We start from the raw sequence: 21,556 nt of genomic DNA on the forward strand, positions 1-21,556 counted from the left end.
TGGTTAGACGAATTTATTTTTCGGGAGGGTTTTTGGAATGCTTGGATTGATGCAGAATGAAGTTCCTCCACAACCAACCCAGAGGACATCCAAAGTTTTACTGATTGGTCTGGCCTTTTTAATGGTTGCTTTGATAAGTGCCATCATTGGGGGAATCATAGCCTCCTTTGTGGTTCCCTATGTGTTTGGAGTGGATCCCCTCAAACTCCTTAGTGGAAAATATCTAGAGCCATCTTCGCTCAGCCTGAGGTACGAACCCCCATTACAGAAGATCAAGATATTCAGCACCTCCGACCCCGTGGTTGCCGTGGCTCAAAAGGTTCAGCCCTCCGTGGTTAACATCAGAACCAAGATGATCATGTCCGACCTTTTCCACGAGGATATGGTGGCAAAGGGCATTGGCTCAGGGGTTATCTTCAGAAAGGATGGATATATTTTGACCAACTATCATGTAATCGAAGATGCCAAGGAGATTTGGGTAACCATAGGTACCGAGGAAGATATCAAGGGCACCGTTTTGGGGGTGGACCCAGAAACCGATTTGGCAGTGGTCAAAGTGGATAAGAAAAACCTACCCGCCGCTGAGCTTGGTTCCGTCAAGGATGTAAAGGTCGGGGAGTTGGCGGTGGCCATCGGAAGTCCCTTTGGTTTCGAACACACCGTAACTGCGGGGGTCATCAGCGCTTTAAATAGGACGATATCCACAGCCGATCCCCATAAGGAGGTGGTAAAGACCTTCACCAACCTCATACAGACCGATGCGGCCATAAATCCCGGCAATAGTGGAGGAGCTCTGTGTAATTCCAAGGGACAGGTCATAGGGATTAATACACTGATATATTCCACCACGGGGGGCTATCAGGGCATAGGTTTTGCCACCCCCATAGATACGGCCATCGATGTAGCAAATCAGCTCATCAAGAAGGGAAAGGTGAGCCACCCCTATATCGGTATCTTAGGTCAAACGGTGGATAAAGAATACGCCAAGAAGCATGGATTAAAGGTAGATCATGGAGCAATCATCGTAGAGGTAGTTGAGGATAGTCCCGCTGGAGAGGTGGGACTTGAGCGAGGCGATATCATCATCGTCTTCGATGGCAAACCCATTAAGAATATGGATGAGCTCATTGAAGCCATAAGGAGCAAAGAGGTTGGAGACAAGGTAAAGGTGACTTACCTTCGTGATGATAAGAAGACAACTGTGCAGTTGACATTGGCGGAGAAACCTCGAAGATTTTAGGTATGTAAGCCGAAACTTAAGATGTATTATTAACAAGATGGGTTAATACTATGGTCGGGGTGAAACTTAAGGATTCGATGGAGTGAGTTCAGTGGAAGATGCCAATTTAAAGCTCAATGCCATATATCAGGTGAATGAGGCACTTCGAGAGCTGCCTGAATTGGGCGATTTTTCAAAGGCGCTCGTGGCAGAGACGGTGAATGCTCTCGGGGCATCCATTTGCACCTTTACCCTCTGGGATGAGAAGGGAAACTTAACCAGGGTAGCGGAAATTGGTCCCGGAACCGATGATGACCATTTCATGAATCTGGAGAAGCGCATCACCTTGGAGGCGATTGAAAAAATGTCTCCAATCCGAAGGACTGATGACTTCCTCGTGGGGGAAGAGCTTTTCTGTATATCCGCTCCCCTCCGCCTTAAGGATAAAGCCATGGGAGCACTTCTCGTTTGCTCTCTTCATCCTTTAAGCCAAGATGATGAGCGATTCCTTTCAGCCCTCGCTGGTCAGGCGGCCTTGTCCATTGAAACAAACAAACTTAGGGAAAGAATCGGGCTGGAAACAACGGAGTTCTTTAGTATCGTTGAGATTGGAAAGGCGATCAATTCCGTTCTCGATCTTAATGAGCTTTTGAATCTGATTTGCCGCATTGCCATACAACTGGTGAGGGGAGAGACATCCTCCGTGATGCTTCTGGATAATCTGGCTGGAGAGCTTACAATCGAAGCCGCTTGCGGTTTGGACGAGGACATCATCAGGAGGGCGAAGGTGAAATTGGGTGAACAAATCGCCGGTTGGGTGGCGGAGAAAGGAATTCCATTGCTGCTTACCGATGTAACCAAGGACACCCGCTTTAAAAACTTGACTCGAAAGAAAAGGAAAATAAAATCCGCTCTCTGCGTACCCCTAAAGAAGAAGGAGGAAATCATAGGAGTATTAAGCGTGGATATCATCGAATCCGATTATAGATTTTCCGAGGAAGATTTGGAACTGCTGAGCATTTTGGCAGAACAGGCGGCAGTTGCCATTGAAAACGCTCGATCCTACGCCAAGGTTCAGGATTTATATTTAAATACCATCCGTGCCCTTACCCTGACCGTTGAAGCTCGGGAGAGCTATACCAAAGGTCATTCCCAGCGGGTCTCAGATTATGCCGTTGCCATCGCCCGAAAGTTGGGTCTCGCGAGAGACTTTATCGAAGTGCTACAATACGCGGGACTTTTGCATGATGTGGGCAAGATAACAATAGATGAAGGGGTACTGCTCAAACCCGGTGCTCTGACAGCCAAGGAGCGCGAAATAATCGAGACCCATCCACATGAGAGCGTGAGAATTCTTGAATCCATAATTTTCCTTAATCAGGTTATCCCCATCATCCGCCATCATCATGAGAGATACGATGGTCGAGGTTACGTGGATAAGCTGGGAGGAGAAAATATCCCCATCGGATCCCGCATATTGGCTGTGGCGGATGCCTTTGAGGCGATGACTTCGGAGCGTTCTTACAGACCCGCTTTGACTGTGGAGCAAGCCGTTGCTGAGCTTAAGAAGTGTTCAGGAACGCAATTCGATCCCAAAATAGTCGAAGTTTTCCTATCCATAATCGAATAGAAGTCCTTTGTGTGGAAATAAGTTTCCTCTTTCTCCCTCGACATTATATGTATCCGGGTGAAGAAGAATGATCAAGGAAAGGCTAAAGGATTTAATTTCTTTAAGCATAGAGAGGGCTAAAGCAGCTGGAGAACTCAAAATAGGTGAGGTTCCGGAGATTGTCCTCGAGCGACCGAAGGAGAAGATATTCGGTGATTGGGCCACAAATGTGGCCATGGTTCTGGCCAGCGAGGCGAAGCTCTCAAGCCTCGATATCGCTCGAACCATTCTCAAATACCTCGACGATAAGCAACATTTTCTCACAAAGGTCGAGGTCGCTGGAGGAGGATTCATCAATTTTTTCCTGAGTAATCGATGGCTATACGAGGTTCTCAAGGAAGTCGATGCTCTGGGAGAGGGATATGGACACTCCAATTTGGGTCAGGGACAGAAGGTGCAGATAGAATTCGTGAGCGCCAATCCGGTTGGTCCCATGCACGTGGGACACGGTCGTTGGGCTGCGGTGGGGGATACCTTAGCCAACATCATGGTCGCTTTGGGCTATGAAGTCACTCGTGAATTCTATATAAATGATTACGGGACTCAAATGAATGTCTTCGGAAAATCCGTGGCTGTTAGATATTATCAGCTCCTGGGAAGGGATATATCCTTCCCCGAGGATGGTTATCGGGGAGAATACATAAGGGATATCGCTCGAGAGATCATAGAAGAGGAGAGCGACAAATATCTTAATCTTTCGGAGGAAGAAAGAGAAGAGCTTTTCAGAGAGCGTGCTTACGTTCAGGTTTTAGAGCATATGAAGAAGGTCCTACATGATATGGGCGTGGACTTTGACGTATGGTTTTCCGAAAGCGATCTCCATCGATCTGGAGCGGTGAACATGACGGTTAGGGAGCTAAGGAAACGGGGCCATGTTTATGAGAGGGATGGAGCCCTGTGGCTTAGGACAACTACCTTTGGAGACGATAAGGATAGGGTATTGATACGAGAAAGCGGCGAGCCCACCTATTTCGCCGCCGATATAGCCTATCACAGGAACAAGTTTGAACGAGGTTTTGAAAAGGTCATAAACCTTTGGGGAGCGGATCATCATGGATATGTGCCCCGTATGAAGGCGGCGATAAAGGCCTTGGGATACCCCGAGGATGTTCTGGAGGTAATCATCGGTCAATTGGTCAATCTCTATAAAAGCGGCGAACCGGTGCGGATGTCCAAACGCACTGGGGAGATGGTGACCCTGGAGGAATTGCTCCAAGAAGTGGGAAGAGATGCTGCTCGCTACTTTTTCCTTACCAGAAGCACCGACAGTCCCTTGGATTTCGATATCGAGCTTGCTAAGAGGCAATCCACTGAGAATCCCGTATATTATGTGCAGTATGCCCATGCTCGTATCTGCAGCATAATGGATTTCGCCCGTGAGAAAGGAATAACCCCTTTACCCGCCAGTGAAGTTGACTTGGAACTTTTGGTTCATGAATCGGAATTGGACTTGATGCGTAAATTGGCGGAGTTTGGGGAAGTTGTGGAGAGAGCAGCGTTGCAATGTACGCCTCATATCTTAACCAGATATGCTGAGGATCTGGCCTCCCTTTTTCATGTCTTCTACACTCAATGTCGAGTGATAAGCGGGGATAGGGACTTGACCCAGGCAAGATTGACTTTAACTCGATGTACCCGGATAGTATTGCGAAACGTTCTAACCCTCCTGGGAGTCAGCGCGCCACGGAAAATGTAACCTGTATTATTAACAAGATGGGTTAACACTAGTCCAGATGTAACCATCGATGGGAAATGAGATTTGGGGCACATGTTTCCATCGCGGGCAAAATTTATCTCGCTGTTGACAGGGCAGCTAAAAGGGGCTGTCAAGCCATGCAGATTTTCTCCGGCAACCCCAGGAGTTGGCAAAGTCCGAAGATTCCAGAAGCGGATTTGGAGGAATTCAAAATTCGACGGGAGAAGGCCGAGATAGAACCCCTAATACTTCACCTCCCATATCTGGTTAACCTGGGTTCCCCCATTGAATCCGTTTATATCAAATCCATTGACCTAATGAGCGAGGCCACCCGCAGGGCGAGGCAACTCCAAGCGGCATATTTGATATTCCACGTTGGAAGTCACCGCGGTGCGGGCAAAGAAAATGGTCTTCTTGGAGTTAGCCGAGCTTTAGCTCACATACTGGAAAGAGACGATTTTAAAGGGCAAATTCTTCTTGAGAATACCGCGGGTCAAAAATATGCCCTCGGTTCAACATTTGAGGAGCTCAGGTTCATTTTAAGTGAGCTCAGTTGGAGTAATCGGATTGGAGTTTGCTTCGATACCTGCCATGGATTTGCCGCCGGGTACGATGTTTCCACCGAAGTTGGATTGGAAAGGACCCTTTCATCCTTCGATGAGATGGTGGGGTTGGAAAGATTGAAAGTCCTTCACGCCAATGATTGCAGGGCTCCTCTGGCATCTCGCATCGACCGACACGAGCACATTGGCTGGGGCTTTATTGGCTTGGAGGGATTCAAAGGAATTGTAAATCGCCCCGAGCTTAAGGGTTTGCCCTGTATCTTGGAGACACCAAGGATGACTTACGAGGACGATGTGAGGAATTTGTCTATCTTAAAGAGCCTGGTCAACCACAGGTAACAAGAATTGATGTTCTTTACTATTTTAATTTCCTATGTTAAACTGGGAAAATCCAAAATTAAGATGATGCGGGTGAGATTTAGTGGTTCTTCCGATAACGGCCAAGATCAATGAGAGAAATCATCTGGAGATCGGTGGTTGCGATACCGTAGAGCTCGCTCAGCGGTTTGGCACCCCTTTATTCGTTATGGACGAGGAGACCATTAGACGGAAGTGCCGCGAGTACCTCGGAGCCTTCACGAAGCGCTCAGAGAATGTTGAAATCATTTACGCTGGCAAAGCCCTCCTTTCTCTAGCCATGTGCCAGATAATCAAGGAAGAGGGACTTTCCCTCGATGTTTCCTCCGGAGGCGAGCTATACATCGCCATAAAGGCGAAATTTCCCCCAAAAAAGATATACATTCATGGAAACAACAAGACACCAGAGGAGCTAAATCTCGCTCTCGACCATGATGTGGGTTGCATCATTGTTGATAGTGAAAGTGAATTGGAATTACTGGATGAAATGGCTGTAAAGAAGGGAAAGAAGCCTCGCATCTTTCTTCGAATCACACCGGGTATTACGGTCACTACCCATAGCTATATCCAAACGGGTCAGGTGGATTCGAAATTCGGCTTTGGTCTGGTGAATGGCACTGCCCTCAATGCGGTGAAGAAGGCACTGGTCATGAAGAGTGTAAATCTAACGGGACTTCACACTCATATAGGTTCTCAAATCTTCGCCCTCCACTCCTATGCCAAAGCGATCGAACTCATCATGGAATTCGTGAAGCAGGTGTTGGACGAGACTGGATTCGAGGTTAGGGAGCTCAATGCCGGAGGCGGTTTGGGCATCAAATATGAAGCCACGGATGAACCTTCCACCATCGATGAGTATGCGGAGGTCATAGTGGGAGGTATTCGTGAGGAGGCAAAGAGGTTGGGTCTACCCATTCCCAAAATCATGATCGAGCCAGGACGTTCCATCGTGGGAAATGCCGGTGTGACATTGTATACCATCGGAACAATAAAGATGATACCAGGGGTAAGAACCTATATCTCTGTGGATGGTGGGATGTCCGATAACCTTCGCCCCATGCTTTACGATGCCGTCTACGAGGCAATAATCGCCAATAAAGCCAGTTCTAAGCCCTCGGTCAAAGTTACCATCGCTGGAAAACACTGCGAATCCGGGGATATCCTCATTAAGGATGCTATACTCCCTGAAGTGGAGGTAGGAGATATTTTGTGCACTCCGGCTACTGGCGCTTATGGTTATGTGATGGCCAACAACTACAATAAACAACCACGTCCTCCAGTGGTTTTGGTTAAGGACGGAAGGGCTAGGACGATAATCCGCCGAGAAACTTACGAGGATCTACTGAGGTTGGAAGAACTACTGTGAAATTAACTGCAATGTTCACGATACATTGGTAACACTTTAACCCTGGACATAACTCCGCTGCTGGAGTATTAATAAAGCTTTTTGCCAAACTAGTTTAAAATATAATTACTGTGAATCCTGAACGGTGAACTGAACTAACTAGTAAGAAGGGATGAGAGATGAAGAAAGAGATAAACATCGGTCTCCTCGGATTGGGAACTGTAGGCTCTGGTGTTTTTAAGGTTTTAACCACCCATAGAGAGAACTTTCGAAGCAAGGTCGGAGCGGAGTTGAAGATCAAAGCCATTTTAGAAAAGGATGTCTTAAAAGTGGAGGCTCTTGGGGCTATGAACCTGCTTGTCAAAGACGTCTCCTTGATTTTGAATGATCCCCAAATCGACATCGTGGTGGAGGTAATAGGAGGAATTGAACCCGCTAAAAGCTTCATTCTTCAAGCTATCCACAAAGGAAAACAAGTGGTAACCGCGAACAAGGAGCTTCTCGCCAATTATGGAGAGGAAATACTGGAAGCCGCTGATGGATGTGGCGTCGATGTTTATTTTGAAGCCAGTGTGGGTGGAGGAATTCCCATCATCCGACCCTTAAAAGAGTGCCTGGCGGGAAACAAGATATTGAAGGTGATGGGGGTGGTCAATGGCACTACCAATTTCATTCTGACTAAGATGGCGGAAGAAGGTCTTCCATTTGAGCAAGCATTGAAAGAGGCACAGCGAAGGGGATATGCGGAAAGAGATCCATCAGCGGATGTAGAAGGGCACGACGCTGCGGCGAAAATAGCCATTTTGGCTTCTATTGCTTTTAACAGTCGTGTGGTGGCTTCTGAAGTGTTTACCGAGGGAATCTCAAAGGTTTCTTTAAGCGATATCGCCTATGCACAGGAAATCGGCTATACCATAAAGTTAATCGCTCTAGCTAAGGAGGAAAATGGAGAGTTAGACGTGAGGGTCCATCCCACCATGATTCCTTTAAGTCACCCTCTTGCCGCTGTCAAAGGAGTATATAATGCTATTTTTGTAGAGGGTGATGCCGTAGGTGAGGTGATGTTCTTTGGACAAGGAGCGGGTTCTATGCCCGCAGCCTCCGCTGTGGTGGGGGATATAATCGATGCAGCTCGAAATCTTCAATATGGACGAGGCGGCATAATTGGATGTACCTGCTTTGAAAGCAAGAAAATTCGATCCATAGATGACATTGAGACCAGTTATTATCTGTTGATGAATGTTGTCGATAAACCCGGCGTGTTGGCCAAGATCGCCAAGGCTTTTGGAGATAATGATGTCAGTTTGGCAAGCGTCATTCAGAAAGGACCGAGGGGACCAAATGCAGAGCTCATGTTCATCACCCATCGAGTTCGAGAGAAAAACCTTCGAGCATCCCTAAGCGAAATAACCGAACTAGAGGTAGTAAATGAAATTTGCAACGTAATCAGAGTGGAGGGTCCTCGAGGTGGTTAGTTGGAGAGGAGTTATCGAAGAATATCGTGATTTTCTCCCCGTTACCGAGAAAACCCCCGTTTGCACTCTGCTGGAAGGAAACACCCCCCTCATTTACGCACAAGAACTAAGCGAGAATTTGGGTTTACGAATCTTCCTGAAGTACGAAGGTCTAAACCCCACAGGCTCCTTTAAAGATAGGGGAATGACCATGGCCATAAGCAAGGCACTGGAGGAGAAGGCCGTTGCGGTTATGTGTGCGTCAACGGGTAACACCTCGGCTTCAGCCGCGGCTTATGCAGCCAAAGGGGGACTTAAGTGCATTGTGGTCATACCCGAAGGGAAAATAGCTTTGGGAAAGCTAGCCCAGGCATTGGTACATGGTGCCAAGGTGGTAGCCATAGGAGGAAATTTTGATAGTGCCCTCAAAATTGTTCGAGAAATAACCGGTAAACATCCCATAACTTTGGTCAATTCTTTAAATCCCTATCGTCTTGAGGGGCAGAAAACCGGCGCTTTTGAAATCTGCGATGTCCTAGGCGAAGCCCCAGATTATCTTGCCATTCCCGTGGGAAATGCGGGAAACATCACCGCCTATTGGATGGGTTTCCGGGATTATTTTAAAGCTGGAAGGATCAAGAGGCTTCCCAAGATGATCGGTTTTCAGGCTGAAGGGGCAGCTCCGATTGTTAGGGGTTATCCCATAGAAAAACCGGAGACGATCGCCACAGCGATCAGAATTGGAAATCCAGCCAGGTGGAAAGAGGCCGTGGAAGCCGCATCCTCTTCCGGCGGGTGGATAGAGATGGTTAGCGACGATGAGATACTTTCTGCCTACCAAATACTCGCCTCCGAACAGGGTATATTTGTGGAGCCCGCCTCGGCGGCATCGCTGGCTGGGGTGAGAAAGTTCACCAAGCTTGGAAGGATCGAGTCGGGGGCAACTGTAGTTTGCATTCTGACGGGACATGGTCTTAAGGATCCAGATGTTGCCGTAAAGGTGGGTGGGGAAATAGTCGAGGCTGAAGCGACAACCGAGGCGGTCAAAAAAATCATCCTCTAAATAAGCGAGAGGGATGAGGGAGAAATCTGGCTAGAGGATAACTCCTATAGCAGCTATCCATGTTGAGAAAGGAGATTGTGGGGAAAGGGATTGGGTATGAAATATGTGGTGCTCGTGCCCGATGGGGCGGGCGATTATCCCCTAAAGGAACTGAATGGTAAGACACCCTTACAGGCTGCCAAAACTCCAAATATGGATTTTTTAGCCAGAAATGGGGTAACTGGGATCGTGAGGACGATACCCCATGGTATGGATCCCGGAAGTGACGTGGCTAATCTCTCTCTCCTCGGTTACGATCCCGTTAAATATTATACGGGTAGAGGTCCTCTGGAAGCCGCCAGTCGCGGCATTCCTCTACGAGAGGATGAAATGGCTTTCAGATGCAATTTGGTCACCGCCGATGCTGTTTTGGAGGATTACAGCGCTGGTCACATCTCGACTGAAGAGGCCAAAATTTTAATCGAATCAATTGATAATGAACTCGCCGGCGTAGGTATCCATTTTTACTCGGGTGTGAGTTACCGCCATTTAGTGGTAATTAAAGGTGATTTTTCGTCCGCGAGGTGTGTGCCTCCTCATGACATCGTGGGTCAATCAATTGAGGAAAATATGCCTCATGGTCCCGGGGCAGATATTTTAAGGGAGCTGATGATGGCATCCCGCGAGATTCTGGAGGATCACCCAATCAATGAGAAGCGAAAAAGATTGGGAAAAAATCCGGCCAATATGATATGGTTGTGGGGACAGGGGAAAGCCCCCTCGATGCCAACCTTTGTCCATAAGTTTGGCATCCGGGGTTGTGTCATCTCCGCAGTTGATTTAATCAAAGGAATTGCCAACTACGCTGGTCTTAAGGCCATTGAAGTTCCAGGAGCAACTGGTTATTTTGATACGGATTATCTGGCGAAAGCGGAATATGCTCTCGAGGCTTTAAAAGAAGACGATTTTGTATTCGTCCACGTCGAGGCACCCGATGAAGCTGGTCATGCCCGGAACATCGAAATCAAAATAAAGACCATCGAGGATTTCGACGCCAAGCTTGTGGGGACGATATTGAAGGACTTAAAGAATTATGGGGACCATAAGATTTTGTTGGCAACGGATCACCTCACACCCATAGCGGTCGGGACACACGTTGCCGACCCTGTCCCCTTTGCCATTTATTCAGCGACTGATCAAAGGGATGAAATGGACCAATTTTACGAGTTTCCAGTGCGGAAGAGTTCGCTCTATATAAACGAGGGCCATCGTTTGATGAACCTATTCATAGGAGGTGGTGTTATTTGAAAATAGCTCAGATTGCTCCCGTTTGGGAACGTGTTCCCCCCATCAAGTATGGAGGAACAGAACTCATCGTTTATTTGCTTACCGAGGAACTCGTACGTAGAGGATACGATGTCACGCTATTCGCCACGGGGGATTCCATCACCTCTGCCAGGCTTGAGTCGGTTTATCCTAAGGCACCTTCTAGAGAGTTACTCGGACATCCCGTTCCCGATCTCCTCCATGTGACCGTGGCGTATAAAAGAGCATCTGAATTTGATATAATCCACAATCACGCTGGCTATTCTGGTGTTGCTTTGGCTAATTTCGTCAGTCCTCCCGTACTCACCACCCTCCATGGGATATTCACGGAGATTAATATCCCCTTTTATCGAACCTTTAAGGATGCGGTATATTACAATTCCATCAGTGAGGCTCAGAGAAAAGTTTTGCCCGAACTGAACTACATCGGAACGGTCTATAATGCCATCGATGTTCCCTCATTTCCCTTTAGCGAGAGGAAGAAGGATTATTATATCTATATAAGTAGGATGTCGCCACTCAAAGCTCCGCATTTAGCCGTGGAAGTGGCTCGAAAGGCGGGTATAAAGCTGATAATGGCGGGCAAAATTGATCCCGGAAAGGATATGGTTTACTTCGAGGAAAAGGTGAAACCCTACATTGACGGAGATCAAATTAAATTCCTGGGGGAGATAACAGAGGATGAAAAGAAGGAACTCTTGAAGTACGCTAAGGGATTTGTATTTTCCTTGCAGTGGCCTGAACCCTTTGGTTTGGTGATGGCGGAAGCAATGGCTTGCGGCACACCGGTGATCGCCTTCCCCTTTGGATCGGTACCGGAAGTTGTGATGGACAAGGAAACCGGATTTATCGTAAACACGCTGGATGAGATGGGGGAAGCCGTGGCCAAGGTGGATCAAATCGACCCCTTAAAATGCCGGCGGTATGTGGAGGAGAGATTTTCCGTCTCCCGGATGGTTGATGATTATGAATCAATTTATCGCAAGATGCTGAGCAAAAAATGATGGACGAAGGGCGAAGGATTGACTGAGGAAAAAAATTGGGTAAAATAATAAGCGAGTTTATTCTCTCCTTTTCGACCACCGATGGAAGGTCAATTAATTCCATAGCTCCGAATCGATCCAAATGTTTAAGGATTCAAGTACCCGCACCTTTAATTTTCGATTTCCTGGGGGTCGTAGATGGCTAAAAAATCAAATCGGAATCTGGTTATCCTTGCGCATATCTCCGATCTTCACGCCGGATCACAGTATTTCATCTCAAATCTCATGAATCGAACGATGGAAGAGCTCAACCAGTTAAGCCCGTCAGCGGTCATTGCCACAGGTGATTTAACGGATGAGGGACTTCGGCAGGAATACAAGACAATAAGAGCCTTTTTGGATCTACTTAAGTGCAATAATCTGGTCACCGTTCCCGGTAATCATGATTCAAGGAATGTGGGATATCTGCATTTTGAGGAGCTTTTTGGATCTCGAAATAGCGTGTTGCAGGTCGATGGAGTGACCATCGTTGGTGTCGATTCCAGCGAGCCGGATCTGGATAGTGGTCGCGTTGGTCGTGAGAAATATCGGTGGATAATAGATACATTCGAAAATTCAGGAGAGTTTAAGGTCTTCGCATTACATCACCATCTACTGCCAGTGCCTGGAACTGGGAGGGAAAGGAATATAATCTACGATGCCGGCGATCTGCTGGAGGTACTCCTTCGCGCAAATGTGGATTTGGTTCTCTGTGGACACAAGCACGTCCCCCACGTTTGGCGCCTCGAAAATTTGGTAGTGGTAAATGCCGGAACGGCTTGTTCTTTGAGATTAAGAGGTCACAATAAACCCTGTTATAACGTGGTAGAAATTGGTCCCGAGAATGTACGTATATATCGGAAGTACCCCTTTGGAGGCCAGGAGCTCACCGTGGAATTTTCCATCATGGAAAAGATGTATTGCAAATGGAAAAGGGTGAATTCTGAATAAGCGTTCGAGGTGAATCGCGATAAGCAGAGTCATTGCTCTCATTGACGGAGAGCATTACTTGCCCGTTATCCAGGCAGGTTTAGAAAGTATAAGGAATCAAGGTCACGAGCTTCTAGCTGCGGTGTTCGTTGGGGGAACGGAAAAGGTAATCAACGGAAGTGATTTGGGTTTCCTGAAGCTCCCAATCATTTTGAACTCCGATCCCTCTCTGGGCATAAAACAGGCTTTAGAGGAGTATAAGCCCGATTTGATAATCGATCTAAGCGACGAACCTGTGGTGGGCTACAAAGAACGCTTTAAGTTTGCAAGCATCGCATTGATCGCTGGCGTCTCCTATGTTGGATCGGATTTTCGGTTCGACCCACCGAGATTTTATGATGTAGCGCAAAAGCCATCCATTTCGGTGATTGGTACAGGCAAGCGAGTGGGAAAGACCGCTATTTCGGCTCATTTTGCTCGGGTGCTTTCGAAGGCGGGGTTCTCCCCCTGTGTGGTTGCCATGGGAAGGGGAGGGCCCCAGGAGCCAGAGGTCGTCCACGGAGAAAACATCGAGATGACACCGGAATTTTTGCTCGAAGTTAGTCAGAAGGGGAAACACGCCGCCTCGGATCATTACGAAGATGCGCTAATGAGCAGGATTTTGACGGTTGGATGTCGAAGATGCGGAGGTGGAATGGCCGGGGCTCCCTTCATCTCCAACGTTTTGGCAGGAGCCGAGTTAGCCAATGAGCTTGAATCCGATATAATAATATTTGAAGGTAGTGGAGCAGCCCTTCCCCCCATAAAGACCGATTCTTGCCTAGTTACCATAGGTGCTCATCAGCCAATCGACTATATATCGGGTTATTTCGGGACTTTCAGGCTCTACTTATCCGACTTAGCTGTCCTTACGATGTGCGAAGAGCCAATGGCCAGCGAGGAGAAAATAAATCTTGTAGACCAGGCTGTGAGATGCGAAAACCCCGATCTTAAGGTGGTTCACACTCGATTCAGACCCCATCCTTTGAAATCCATCGAGGGCAAGGGAGTTTTTCTGACAACCACGGCTACATCGAGCATGAATGAGAGTCTTAAGAATTATCTGGAGAGGGAGTTCCACTGCCGTGTAGTGGGCATAAGCAATAACCTCTCCAACAGAGAGTTGCTTCGGAAAGATATGCTCAAACATAAGGGGAAGTTCACCACCTTACTTACTGAACTCAAAGCTGCCTCCGTGGATGTGGTCACCAGTATGGGATTGAGTTTTGGTGCAGAGGTCATTTACGCTGACAATGTGCCCATTACCGTGGGGGGAGATGGAGACCTAAATGATCTATCATTAGAGTTAGCACATAAGGCTGTTGATAATTTCAAAAGGAGGCGAGGAAGAATTAGCCATGGTTAAAGGGTTTGAGTTCTATAATAAGCGCATAGTCATAAGTGATGACAAGCATGGGCTTCCCTATTCAAAGGGGCTCATGGCTTCCTCCATTATGGCTACTGGAGTTCCTCCCCGCAAAGCTTACTTTGTGGCGAAACTCATTGAGGACCATCTCAGGGAAAATCGATGTTTTTCCGTTAGTATAGATGAGCTCCGTTCCATCACCGCACATCTCTTAAGGGAGCGTATAGGTGAGGAATACGCGGGGAAATACCTCAAGTGGCAGTCTTTGGGCAAGCTCGATAAGCCACTCATCATTCTCATAGGAGGAACCACGGGTGTGGGGAAATCGACCATCGCCACGGAAATAGCTCACAGGTTGGGGATTACCCGCATCGTCTCCACCGATGCCATCCGAGAGGTCATGCGGGTGGTATTATCCAAGGAGCTTATGCCCGCTCTGTATGAATCCTCCTTCAGCGCTTGGCAATCTCTCCGAGTGCCCCTTCCAAGTGCTTCTGATCCCGTGATCATCGGCTTTCGCGAGCAAACGGTAGCTGTAACCGTGGGAGTAAAAGCCATAATTGAGAGAGCCATAAGAGAGGGATTGAACATGGTAATTGAGGGCATTCACATTGCACCCGGCTTTCTGGATGCCGAATACTTCAAAAATGCCTTCGTCGTCCATATTATCATCGCCGTGGAGGATGAGGACCTCCACAGGAGCCACTTTTACATCCGGGAGATAGAGACCGAGGGCTTCCGTCCCTTTGAAAGATATAGGGCAAATTTCGGAAATATCCGCAAGATTGGAGAGTACATTGAAGAACTAGCCAAACAGCATAACACCCCCATCATCTCAAGTCGTAATTTGGATAGCACGGTCTCGGAGGTACTGGAAGTGATCATCAATAAAGTTATAGTTCCCGAAAGATTTAAGGAGAAAGTGGCGGAGTGAAGATATTCATCGATACCGCGAACATTGAACATATCCGCGAGGTCAATTCTTGGGGGATTTTAAGTGGTGTGACCACCAACCCTTCCTTATGTGCCCGGGAGGGGAAAGAGTTTCGTTCCTCGATCAAGGAGATTTGTGAGATTGTGGACGGTCCGGTGAGTGCTGAAGCGGTGAGCATGGAAAGGGAGGGAATAGTGAAAGAAGCAAGGGAATTGGCGAGAATAGCGGAGAATGTGGTCGTTAAAATCCCCATGATGACGGAGGGACTCGCGGCCACCAGGGTGTTGGCAAATGAAGGTGTAAAGGTCAACATGACCTTGATCTTCTCGGTTAATCAAGCTTTGCTCGCCGCTCAGGTTGGCGCGACATATATAAGCCCCTTCATTGGACGTCTAGACGATATCGGTCAGGATGGAATGGGAGTGCTCTCCGACATCGTCTTAGTTTATGACAATTATGGCATAGAAACCCAAGTGATCGCCGCGAGCATCAGACATCCCATGCACGTCGTCCGAGCCGCTCAAATCGGGGTGGATATCGCTACCGTTCCTTATGAAGTGCTTAAAGCGATGATTAAACATCCTCTGACGGATAAGGGCATCGCGAAATTTCTTGAGGATTGGGAGAAACTAAAAAAATCCGTTCACCGTTATTAGTTCACCGTTCACTGAAATTTAAAGTGATGTCATGAAAAGACTAGCCCCCTTTCAAACCTCCTGATATAAAGGAGGAAAAACAAAGAAAGGAGGCAGTCATGTTATATGTTGGTTTAGACCAACACAAGAAACACTCATATTTTACCGCCCGACATTTGATGGCGGGCAAACCGGAGGACCTAATGTGCCTTTAAAGCACGCATAGATGTATGGTTTAAAAACTAAAGGTTTCACCAATCAAACTCCTTTAAGGGGGTTTGGACTTGACAAAGTTAGTCTTTTCATAGATGGAAAATTAAAAATACATCTAAATATTCAACTAATAACATCCGATGTAACTACTAACCATCTCCATTTGACTATAGACCATCGCTTGATAACGAGTTATGGGATTTTTACATTTTGCATTCACCTTGGATAAATAGCACGGAATGTAAAAGGAAATCTCTTTGAGCAGATTATGTCTAGGACACAATGAGTTGAATTTAACCATCAACGAATAACCATCAACGAATAACCGGTTTTTGGGGGAAGGTGTATAAAATGGAAAAGACGACATTGGACAGGGCAACTCTTGAGGAGAAGAAATTAAGCGAACTTCAGCCAATCGCTTCTGAGCTGGGTATCGCGGGTTCCAAAAGGATGAAGAAACAAGAACTGATCATGGCCATCCTAAAGACCCAGACGGAGGAGGAAGGTCTCCTATTTAGGAAGGGAATCCTCGATATCCTTCCCGAGGGATATGGCTTCTTGAGGACTCAAGGATATCTTCCTGGCGAGAGCGATATCTACGTTTCTCTCTCCCAAATCCGGAGATTCAATCTACGCCGAGGAGATGAGGTTGCCGGGCAGGTTAGGCCACCCAAGGATAACGAGAAATACTACGCTCTGCTTAAAATCGAGGTGGTGAATGGAGAGGATCCGGAAATAGCCCGGACGAGAACATACTTTGAGGCGCTTACCCCCATTTATCCCAATGAGAGATTCAAATTGGAAACTGTGCCCAAAGAGATAACTCCTCGAATCATGGATTTGATTGCTCCCATAGGAAAGGGACAGAGGGGGCTCATCGTATCTCCACCAAAGGCTGGAAAAACTACCATCCTCAAGCAGGTCGCCAATAGCATCACTACCAACAATCCAGAGGTTCACCTGATCGTGCTTCTGGTGGATGAGCGTCCGGAAGAGGTAACGGATATGGAGCGTTCGGTGAAGGGGGAGGTAGTGAGCTCAACCTTTGATCAACCATCGGAGAATCATATTCAGGTTTCTGAACTCGTTTTGGAGAGAGCAAAACGCTTGGTGGAACACCGCAAGGATGTGGTCATCCTCCTGGATAGCATCACTCGAATGGCGAGGGCTTATAATCTGACGGTCCCACCGAGTGGGAGAATTCTATCCGGTGGTGTAGATTCAACCGCCCTTTATCCACCGAAAAGATTCTTTGGATCGGCTCGAAATATCGAGGAGGGAGGGAGTCTGACCATAATAGCCACGACTCTTGTGGAGACGGGAAGTAGGATGGATGAAGTGATCTATGAAGAATTTAAGGGAACTGGAAATATGGAGATACATTTGGATAGAAAACTTGCCGATAAACGTATTTTCCCCGCGGTGGACATCGAGAAATCGGGGACCAGGAAGGAAGAGCTCCTTTTGCCCTCCGATGAAGCTCAATTGATCTGGAAACTTCGCAGAGTTTTGCATGCTCTGGATCCTTCTGCAGCCATTGAGCTCCTCATCGACAAAATCAAGGAGACGAGGTCGAATAAAGACTTCCTCATGCAAATTCAGAAAGCTCCCATCCAGGAGTATTAACCTCCACCATCAATGACAAATTCACCCATGACCCATGACTTTTTATATTTATATCTTCCTGTCAAATGTCGAATAAATATTGGGGAGAATGCTTAATGGAAAAGCTCCAAATAGGGGGACAGGCAGTCCTCGAAGGCGTCATGATGAGGGGCAGAAATCACTGGGTTGTGGCCATCCGGAAATCGAATAAAGAGATCGTGGTGGAGGAAAGGAAGATAAATTCGCTTTCAAAACGTTTCCCCTTTCTTAATTATTTCATCCTTAGAGGAGTGCTTGTTTTAATCGAGACCATCATTCTGGCCATACAGGCCTTAAGTCTCTCCGCCCAGGAAGTGGAGGAGGAGGTAGAGATCACCACTAAGGAGATGGTCTTTACCATATCGCTCGCCATGGTATTGGGTGTAGTTCTTTTTGTTGTCCTTCCCGCTTGGATGGCCAAACTCCTTGAAGGATTTGTGAGTGGTCCGCTGACCCTTAGCATTATAGAAGGTCTGATTAGGATAATCATCTTCATTGGATATTTATTCGCCATCTCAAGGATGAAGGATATCTCCCGCGTTTTTGAATACCATGGAGCTGAACATAAGGTCATTCGAGCGTATGAGTCAGGAGACGAACTTTCTCCCGAGGCTACTTCAAAATATAGTACCTTACATGTAAGTTGTGGAACTAGCTTTTTGCTGGTTGTTATGGTTTTAGTCATCTTCGTCTTCGCTCTCTTGGGAAGTCCGCCCCTTTTAATCAGGATTTTGGCGCGTTTACCCCTTATACCCTTGGTCGCTGGCGTTTCTTATGAGATAATTAAAGTGGCTCGTAAATACCAGGATTCGAATTTTGTGAGGTTTTTGATGATACCCGGGCTTTTATTGCAAAAAATGACCACGAGGGAACCCTCGATAGATCAATTGGAGGTAGCCATCCATTCTTTGAAAACACTTTTATCTTTGGAAATGTCCGAGGGCACCGAAGAGGTGGAAGTACTCCCCTAAAAAGTTGAGAAGCTCGGAAGCTCCGAAGCTCCGGAAAAGCTTTCAGAGCCTCTGAGCCCCAGAGCTTCTGAGCTATTTAGATGGGTGATTGGAATGTTGGATAAACTTAATGAAATCGAAGAAAGATACGAGGAGCTAACCAAAAAGCTCAGTGATCCGGAGGTTCTCTCCGATCCAGGGGAATATCGGGAGTACGCAAAAGCTCATGCTGAACTCTCTCCCCTTGTCAGTAAGATAAAGGAATATAAGAAAGTTCTCGTGAGCATTGATGAAGCCAAAGAGATGCTTCAAGAAAAGCAAGACCCTGAGATGGAACAATTCCTCCACAGCGAGTTGCACTCCCTCGATCATAAAAAGGGCAAGTTAGAGGAAGAGCTCAAGGAGATGATGATTGCAAGAGACCCCAATGATGAGAAGGATGTGATCGTGGAGATTAGAGCGGGAGCCGGTGGAGAGGAGGCGAGCCTGTTTGCAGCTGACCTATATAGGATGTACCTCCGATATGCAGATGGCAAGAGCTGGGCCACACAGGTTTTGAGTGGTAGTCCATCGGATATGGGTGGTTTCAAAGAGATAATTTTTGAGGTTAAGGGCAAAGGTGCATATGGCAAGCTTAAATACGAATCTGGAGTACATCGAGTTCAAAGAATACCCGTCACCGAGTCTGGAGGGCGCATTCATACCTCGACGGCAACGGTGGCTGTGCTTTCCGAACCCGAAGAGGTGGAAGTGGAGATCAATCCCAACGATCTACGGGTCGATGTTTTCCGCTCCAGCGGTCCGGGAGGTCAGTCGGTAAATACGACCGATTCAGCGGTGCGGATCACTCACCTTCCCACGGGTATGGTGGTTTCCTGTCAAGAGGAGCGCTCACAGCTTCAAAATAGGGAACGGGCTATGCGTATCCTGAGAGCCCGTCTGTACGATAAATTTCGAGAGGAGCAGCAGGCTGAAATCGCTGAGGCAAGAAGAGTTCAGATAGGTACTGGGGATAGAAGCGAGCGGATAAGGACGTATAATTTTCCTCAAGGTAGGGTGACCGATCACCGTATCGGTCTTACGATTTATGATCTCGACTCCATATTGGAGGGAGATCTGGATCGATTCATTCAAGCCCTGGCCGCTGCCGATAGGACAGAGAGATTGAAGCAAGTAATATAAGAGGGATACATGATACAAGATCCACGATACAAGACACAAGATAAAAAATACTTTAACGCGCATCCTGAATCCTGCATCCTGGGTCCAAATTGTGAATCCTGCATCCTGAATCCTGCATCGTCTTTAATGATTAGGGATGCCTTAAAATTGGTCGATTCACATTTGAAGAAACACGGTGTGGAGGGCGCGCATTTAGAGGCGGAGCTCCTACTTCGGCACATTTTGAACCTGTCTCGGGCTGATCTCTATCTGTACCCTGATCGATTCCTCACCTATCGGGAAAAAGCATTTCTTCGTAAAGCAATTCAACATAGAGTCCAGGGGATGCCCATTCAATACATCATCGGTTGGCAGGCTTTTCGCCATTTGAACTTGAGGATTAAACCCGGTGTTTTCATCCCAAGACCTGAAACGGAGCTGTTGGTCGAGCAGGTGATCGATGTAGCAAAATCAATGGTAAAACCACTTACCATTGTAGATGTGGGTACTGGAAGTGGAGCCATTGCCTTGAGCATCGCTCGTGAAGTACCTCAAACCCGTGTTTATGCTCTGGATATTTCCGAGCGAGCACTCAAATTGGCGGAGGAAAATGCGCGCTTGCACAACTTGGAAGACAAAATAATCTTTGTGAGAAGCGAGTTGTTTGAAAATTTGGATCCAAATTTATTGGAGGAAGTGGACATAATAGTCTCCAACCCCCCTTATATCCGTGAGAAGGAGATAAAGGAACTTCCCAGGGAGATTCGCGATTTCGAACCCCGACCCGCTTTAAGTGGAGGGATCGATGGTCTTAAGGTTCATAAACGAATCATCGCCGATTCCCCGAGATATCTCCGGGGAGGGGGATTTTTGATTCTTGAGGTGGGATTCGACCAGGCTCAAAAGGTTTCAGAAATTCTTCATGGTTCCGGAAATTTCGAAGACATTCGGGTTTTAAGGGATTACTCGGGGATGGATAGAATCGTTTCCGCGGTAAAACAAATAGCCAGGCACCCGTAAAGGGGCATAATTAATGTGACCTTTAACAGTTAGTAATACCTTATCCATTGTGATAAGGTATTTTCTTATTGGACTTAGCTCAGCAAATTTTTTTAGATAAATCAAAGTTGTATAAATACTATGTTGTTACCATTTTTCATCTTTAATTTTTCATTAAAAGATGTGCCCTAGATATAAATAGAGTGATCTCGAATTATTAAGTGTGAATTATGTCATGCTATATTAAAAGATATGAAGTCTAAATTGTGTGAGCTCTACAAACTCAATTTTTGTCGAAGTACAGTTATTGGGGATTGGGATGAAGACCGAGCTAATAAGAGTGGATGCTCATAGCCCCGATAAATCAATCATTGGGAGAGCAGCTGAGCTGATAAGGGAGGGAAAACTCGTTGCCTTCCCCACGGAGACGGTATACGGTCTGGGGGCAAATGCTCTGGATTCCAATGCTGTGGGGAGGATTTTTGAGGTCAAGGGAAGATCCTTCAGCAAGCCTCTCGCCATATGTATATCCAACTTCAAGCAATTGAATTTGATTGTAAGAGAGGTGACGCCGATTGCTAAAAAACTGATGGAAAAATTTTGGCCTGGACCTTTAACTTTGATCCTCCTCAAAGCCGGTATCATCCCATCCTCGGTGACCTGTGGTGCGGAGACCTTGGGTATCAGATTTCCCGATAATAGGATCGCTCTGGAGGTCATCGAATGTGCCAATACCCCTATTGCTCTTACCAGTGCCAATTTATCAGGTCACCCAAGTCCAAGGACCGCTCAAGAGGTACTGGCTGATTTGGGAGGGAGGATTGATTTAATATTGGATGGAGGACCCACTAGAATTGGCGTGGCATCAACGGTTTTAGATTTAACCATTATGCCTCCTCGAATTTTACGCAAGGGAGCCATCGACATTCAGGGGATAAACGAGGTTTTAAAAGAAGCTGGATTCGAAAGGCAGGAAAATTCCCATTAGAGGT

At 46.9% G+C, this 21,556-nt stretch carries 18 protein-coding genes; all 18 read left to right on the top strand.

All coding sequences use genetic code 11. The annotated features are described in order from the left end of the window. Nucleotides 1-37 precede the first annotated feature (37 nt). A complete protein-coding gene (locus QMD66_03235) occupies nt 38-1,240 on the top strand; it encodes a trypsin-like peptidase domain-containing protein (protein ID MDI6821876.1) in 1,203 nt (400 codons plus the stop codon). An 82-nt stretch (nt 1,241-1,322) separates the two neighbouring features. Further along, nucleotides 1,323-2,849: a GAF domain-containing protein gene (locus QMD66_03240; protein ID MDI6821877.1), complete on the top strand. Its 1,527-nt coding sequence runs from the start codon at nt 1,323-1,325 to the stop codon at nt 2,847-2,849. 67 nt (nt 2,850-2,916) lie between these two features. Then, the gene (gene argS / locus QMD66_03245; GenBank protein ID MDI6821878.1) at nt 2,917-4,584 is read left to right on the top strand and encodes an arginine--tRNA ligase; all 1,668 of its coding nucleotides are present in this window, start codon (nt 2,917-2,919) and stop codon (nt 4,582-4,584) included. Nucleotides 4,585-4,640: 56 nt separating this feature from the next. Further along, nucleotides 4,641-5,486, top strand: coding sequence for a deoxyribonuclease IV (locus QMD66_03250; protein MDI6821879.1), 846 nt, complete (start codon nt 4,641-4,643; stop codon nt 5,484-5,486). Between the two features lie 82 nt (nt 5,487-5,568). After that, on the top strand, nt 5,569-6,870 hold the full coding sequence (gene lysA / locus QMD66_03255; GenBank protein MDI6821880.1) for a diaminopimelate decarboxylase: 1,302 nt from the start codon (nt 5,569-5,571) through the stop codon (nt 6,868-6,870). A gap of 158 nt (nt 6,871-7,028) precedes the next feature. After that, nucleotides 7,029-8,324, top strand: a complete 1,296-nt coding sequence (locus QMD66_03260; GenBank protein MDI6821881.1) for a homoserine dehydrogenase — start codon at nt 7,029-7,031, stop codon at nt 8,322-8,324. After that, nucleotides 8,317-9,366 (top strand): threonine synthase, encoded by a 1,050-nt coding sequence (gene thrC, locus QMD66_03265; GenBank protein MDI6821882.1) that lies wholly within the window; start codon nt 8,317-8,319, stop codon nt 9,364-9,366. Before QMD66_03260 ends, thrC begins: the two co-directional genes overlap by 8 nt. 96 nt (nt 9,367-9,462) lie before the next feature. Further along, nucleotides 9,463-10,653 (top strand): cofactor-independent phosphoglycerate mutase, encoded by a 1,191-nt coding sequence (locus QMD66_03270; protein ID MDI6821883.1) that lies wholly within the window; start codon nt 9,463-9,465, stop codon nt 10,651-10,653. Then, the gene (locus tag QMD66_03275; protein MDI6821884.1) at nt 10,650-11,675 is read left to right on the top strand and encodes a glycosyltransferase family 4 protein; all 1,026 of its coding nucleotides are present in this window, start codon (nt 10,650-10,652) and stop codon (nt 11,673-11,675) included. The genes QMD66_03270 and QMD66_03275 overlap by 4 nt, the downstream gene beginning before the upstream one ends. 177 nt (nt 11,676-11,852) lie before the next feature. After that, on the top strand, nt 11,853-12,644 hold the full coding sequence (locus QMD66_03280; protein ID MDI6821885.1) for a metallophosphoesterase: 792 nt from the start codon (nt 11,853-11,855) through the stop codon (nt 12,642-12,644). 58 nt (nt 12,645-12,702) lie between these two features. Continuing rightward, a complete protein-coding gene (locus tag QMD66_03285; protein ID MDI6821886.1) occupies nt 12,703-14,028 on the top strand; it encodes a 2,3-diphosphoglycerate synthetase in 1,326 nt (441 codons plus the stop codon). Further along, nucleotides 14,021-14,962 (top strand): 2-phosphoglycerate kinase, encoded by a 942-nt coding sequence (locus tag QMD66_03290; protein MDI6821887.1) that lies wholly within the window; start codon nt 14,021-14,023, stop codon nt 14,960-14,962. Before QMD66_03285 ends, QMD66_03290 begins: the two co-directional genes overlap by 8 nt. Then, nucleotides 14,959-15,618 carry a fructose-6-phosphate aldolase gene (gene fsa, locus QMD66_03295; GenBank protein ID MDI6821888.1) on the top strand — a complete coding sequence of 220 codons (660 nt, stop codon included), beginning with the start codon at nt 14,959-14,961 and terminating at the stop codon, nt 15,616-15,618. Before QMD66_03290 ends, fsa begins: the two co-directional genes overlap by 4 nt. A 543-nt stretch (nt 15,619-16,161) precedes the next feature. Next, complete coding sequence (gene rho, locus QMD66_03300; protein MDI6821889.1) at nt 16,162-17,436, top strand: transcription termination factor Rho; 1,275 nt, start codon at nt 16,162-16,164, stop codon at nt 17,434-17,436. A gap of 95 nt (nt 17,437-17,531) precedes the next feature. Beyond that, entirely contained in the window at nt 17,532-18,425 is an 894-nt protein-coding gene (locus tag QMD66_03305) for a DUF1385 domain-containing protein (GenBank protein MDI6821890.1), read from the top strand. Nucleotides 18,426-18,518: 93 nt separating this feature from the next. Next, complete coding sequence (gene prfA, locus QMD66_03310) at nt 18,519-19,586, top strand: peptide chain release factor 1 (protein ID MDI6821891.1); 1,068 nt, start codon at nt 18,519-18,521, stop codon at nt 19,584-19,586. A 9-nt stretch (nt 19,587-19,595) separates the two neighbouring features. Further along, on the top strand, nt 19,596-20,585 hold the full coding sequence (gene prmC / locus QMD66_03315) for a peptide chain release factor N(5)-glutamine methyltransferase (protein MDI6821892.1): 990 nt from the start codon (nt 19,596-19,598) through the stop codon (nt 20,583-20,585). Nucleotides 20,586-20,883: 298 nt separating this feature from the next. Next, entirely contained in the window at nt 20,884-21,552 is a 669-nt protein-coding gene (locus tag QMD66_03320) for an L-threonylcarbamoyladenylate synthase (protein ID MDI6821893.1), read from the top strand. The last annotated feature ends 4 nt before the right edge of the window (nt 21,553-21,556 follow it).

The organism is Actinomycetota bacterium, assembly GCA_030018275.1.
Taxonomy (GTDB): Bacteria; Actinomycetota; Aquicultoria; order Subteraquimicrobiales; family Subteraquimicrobiaceae; genus Subteraquimicrobium.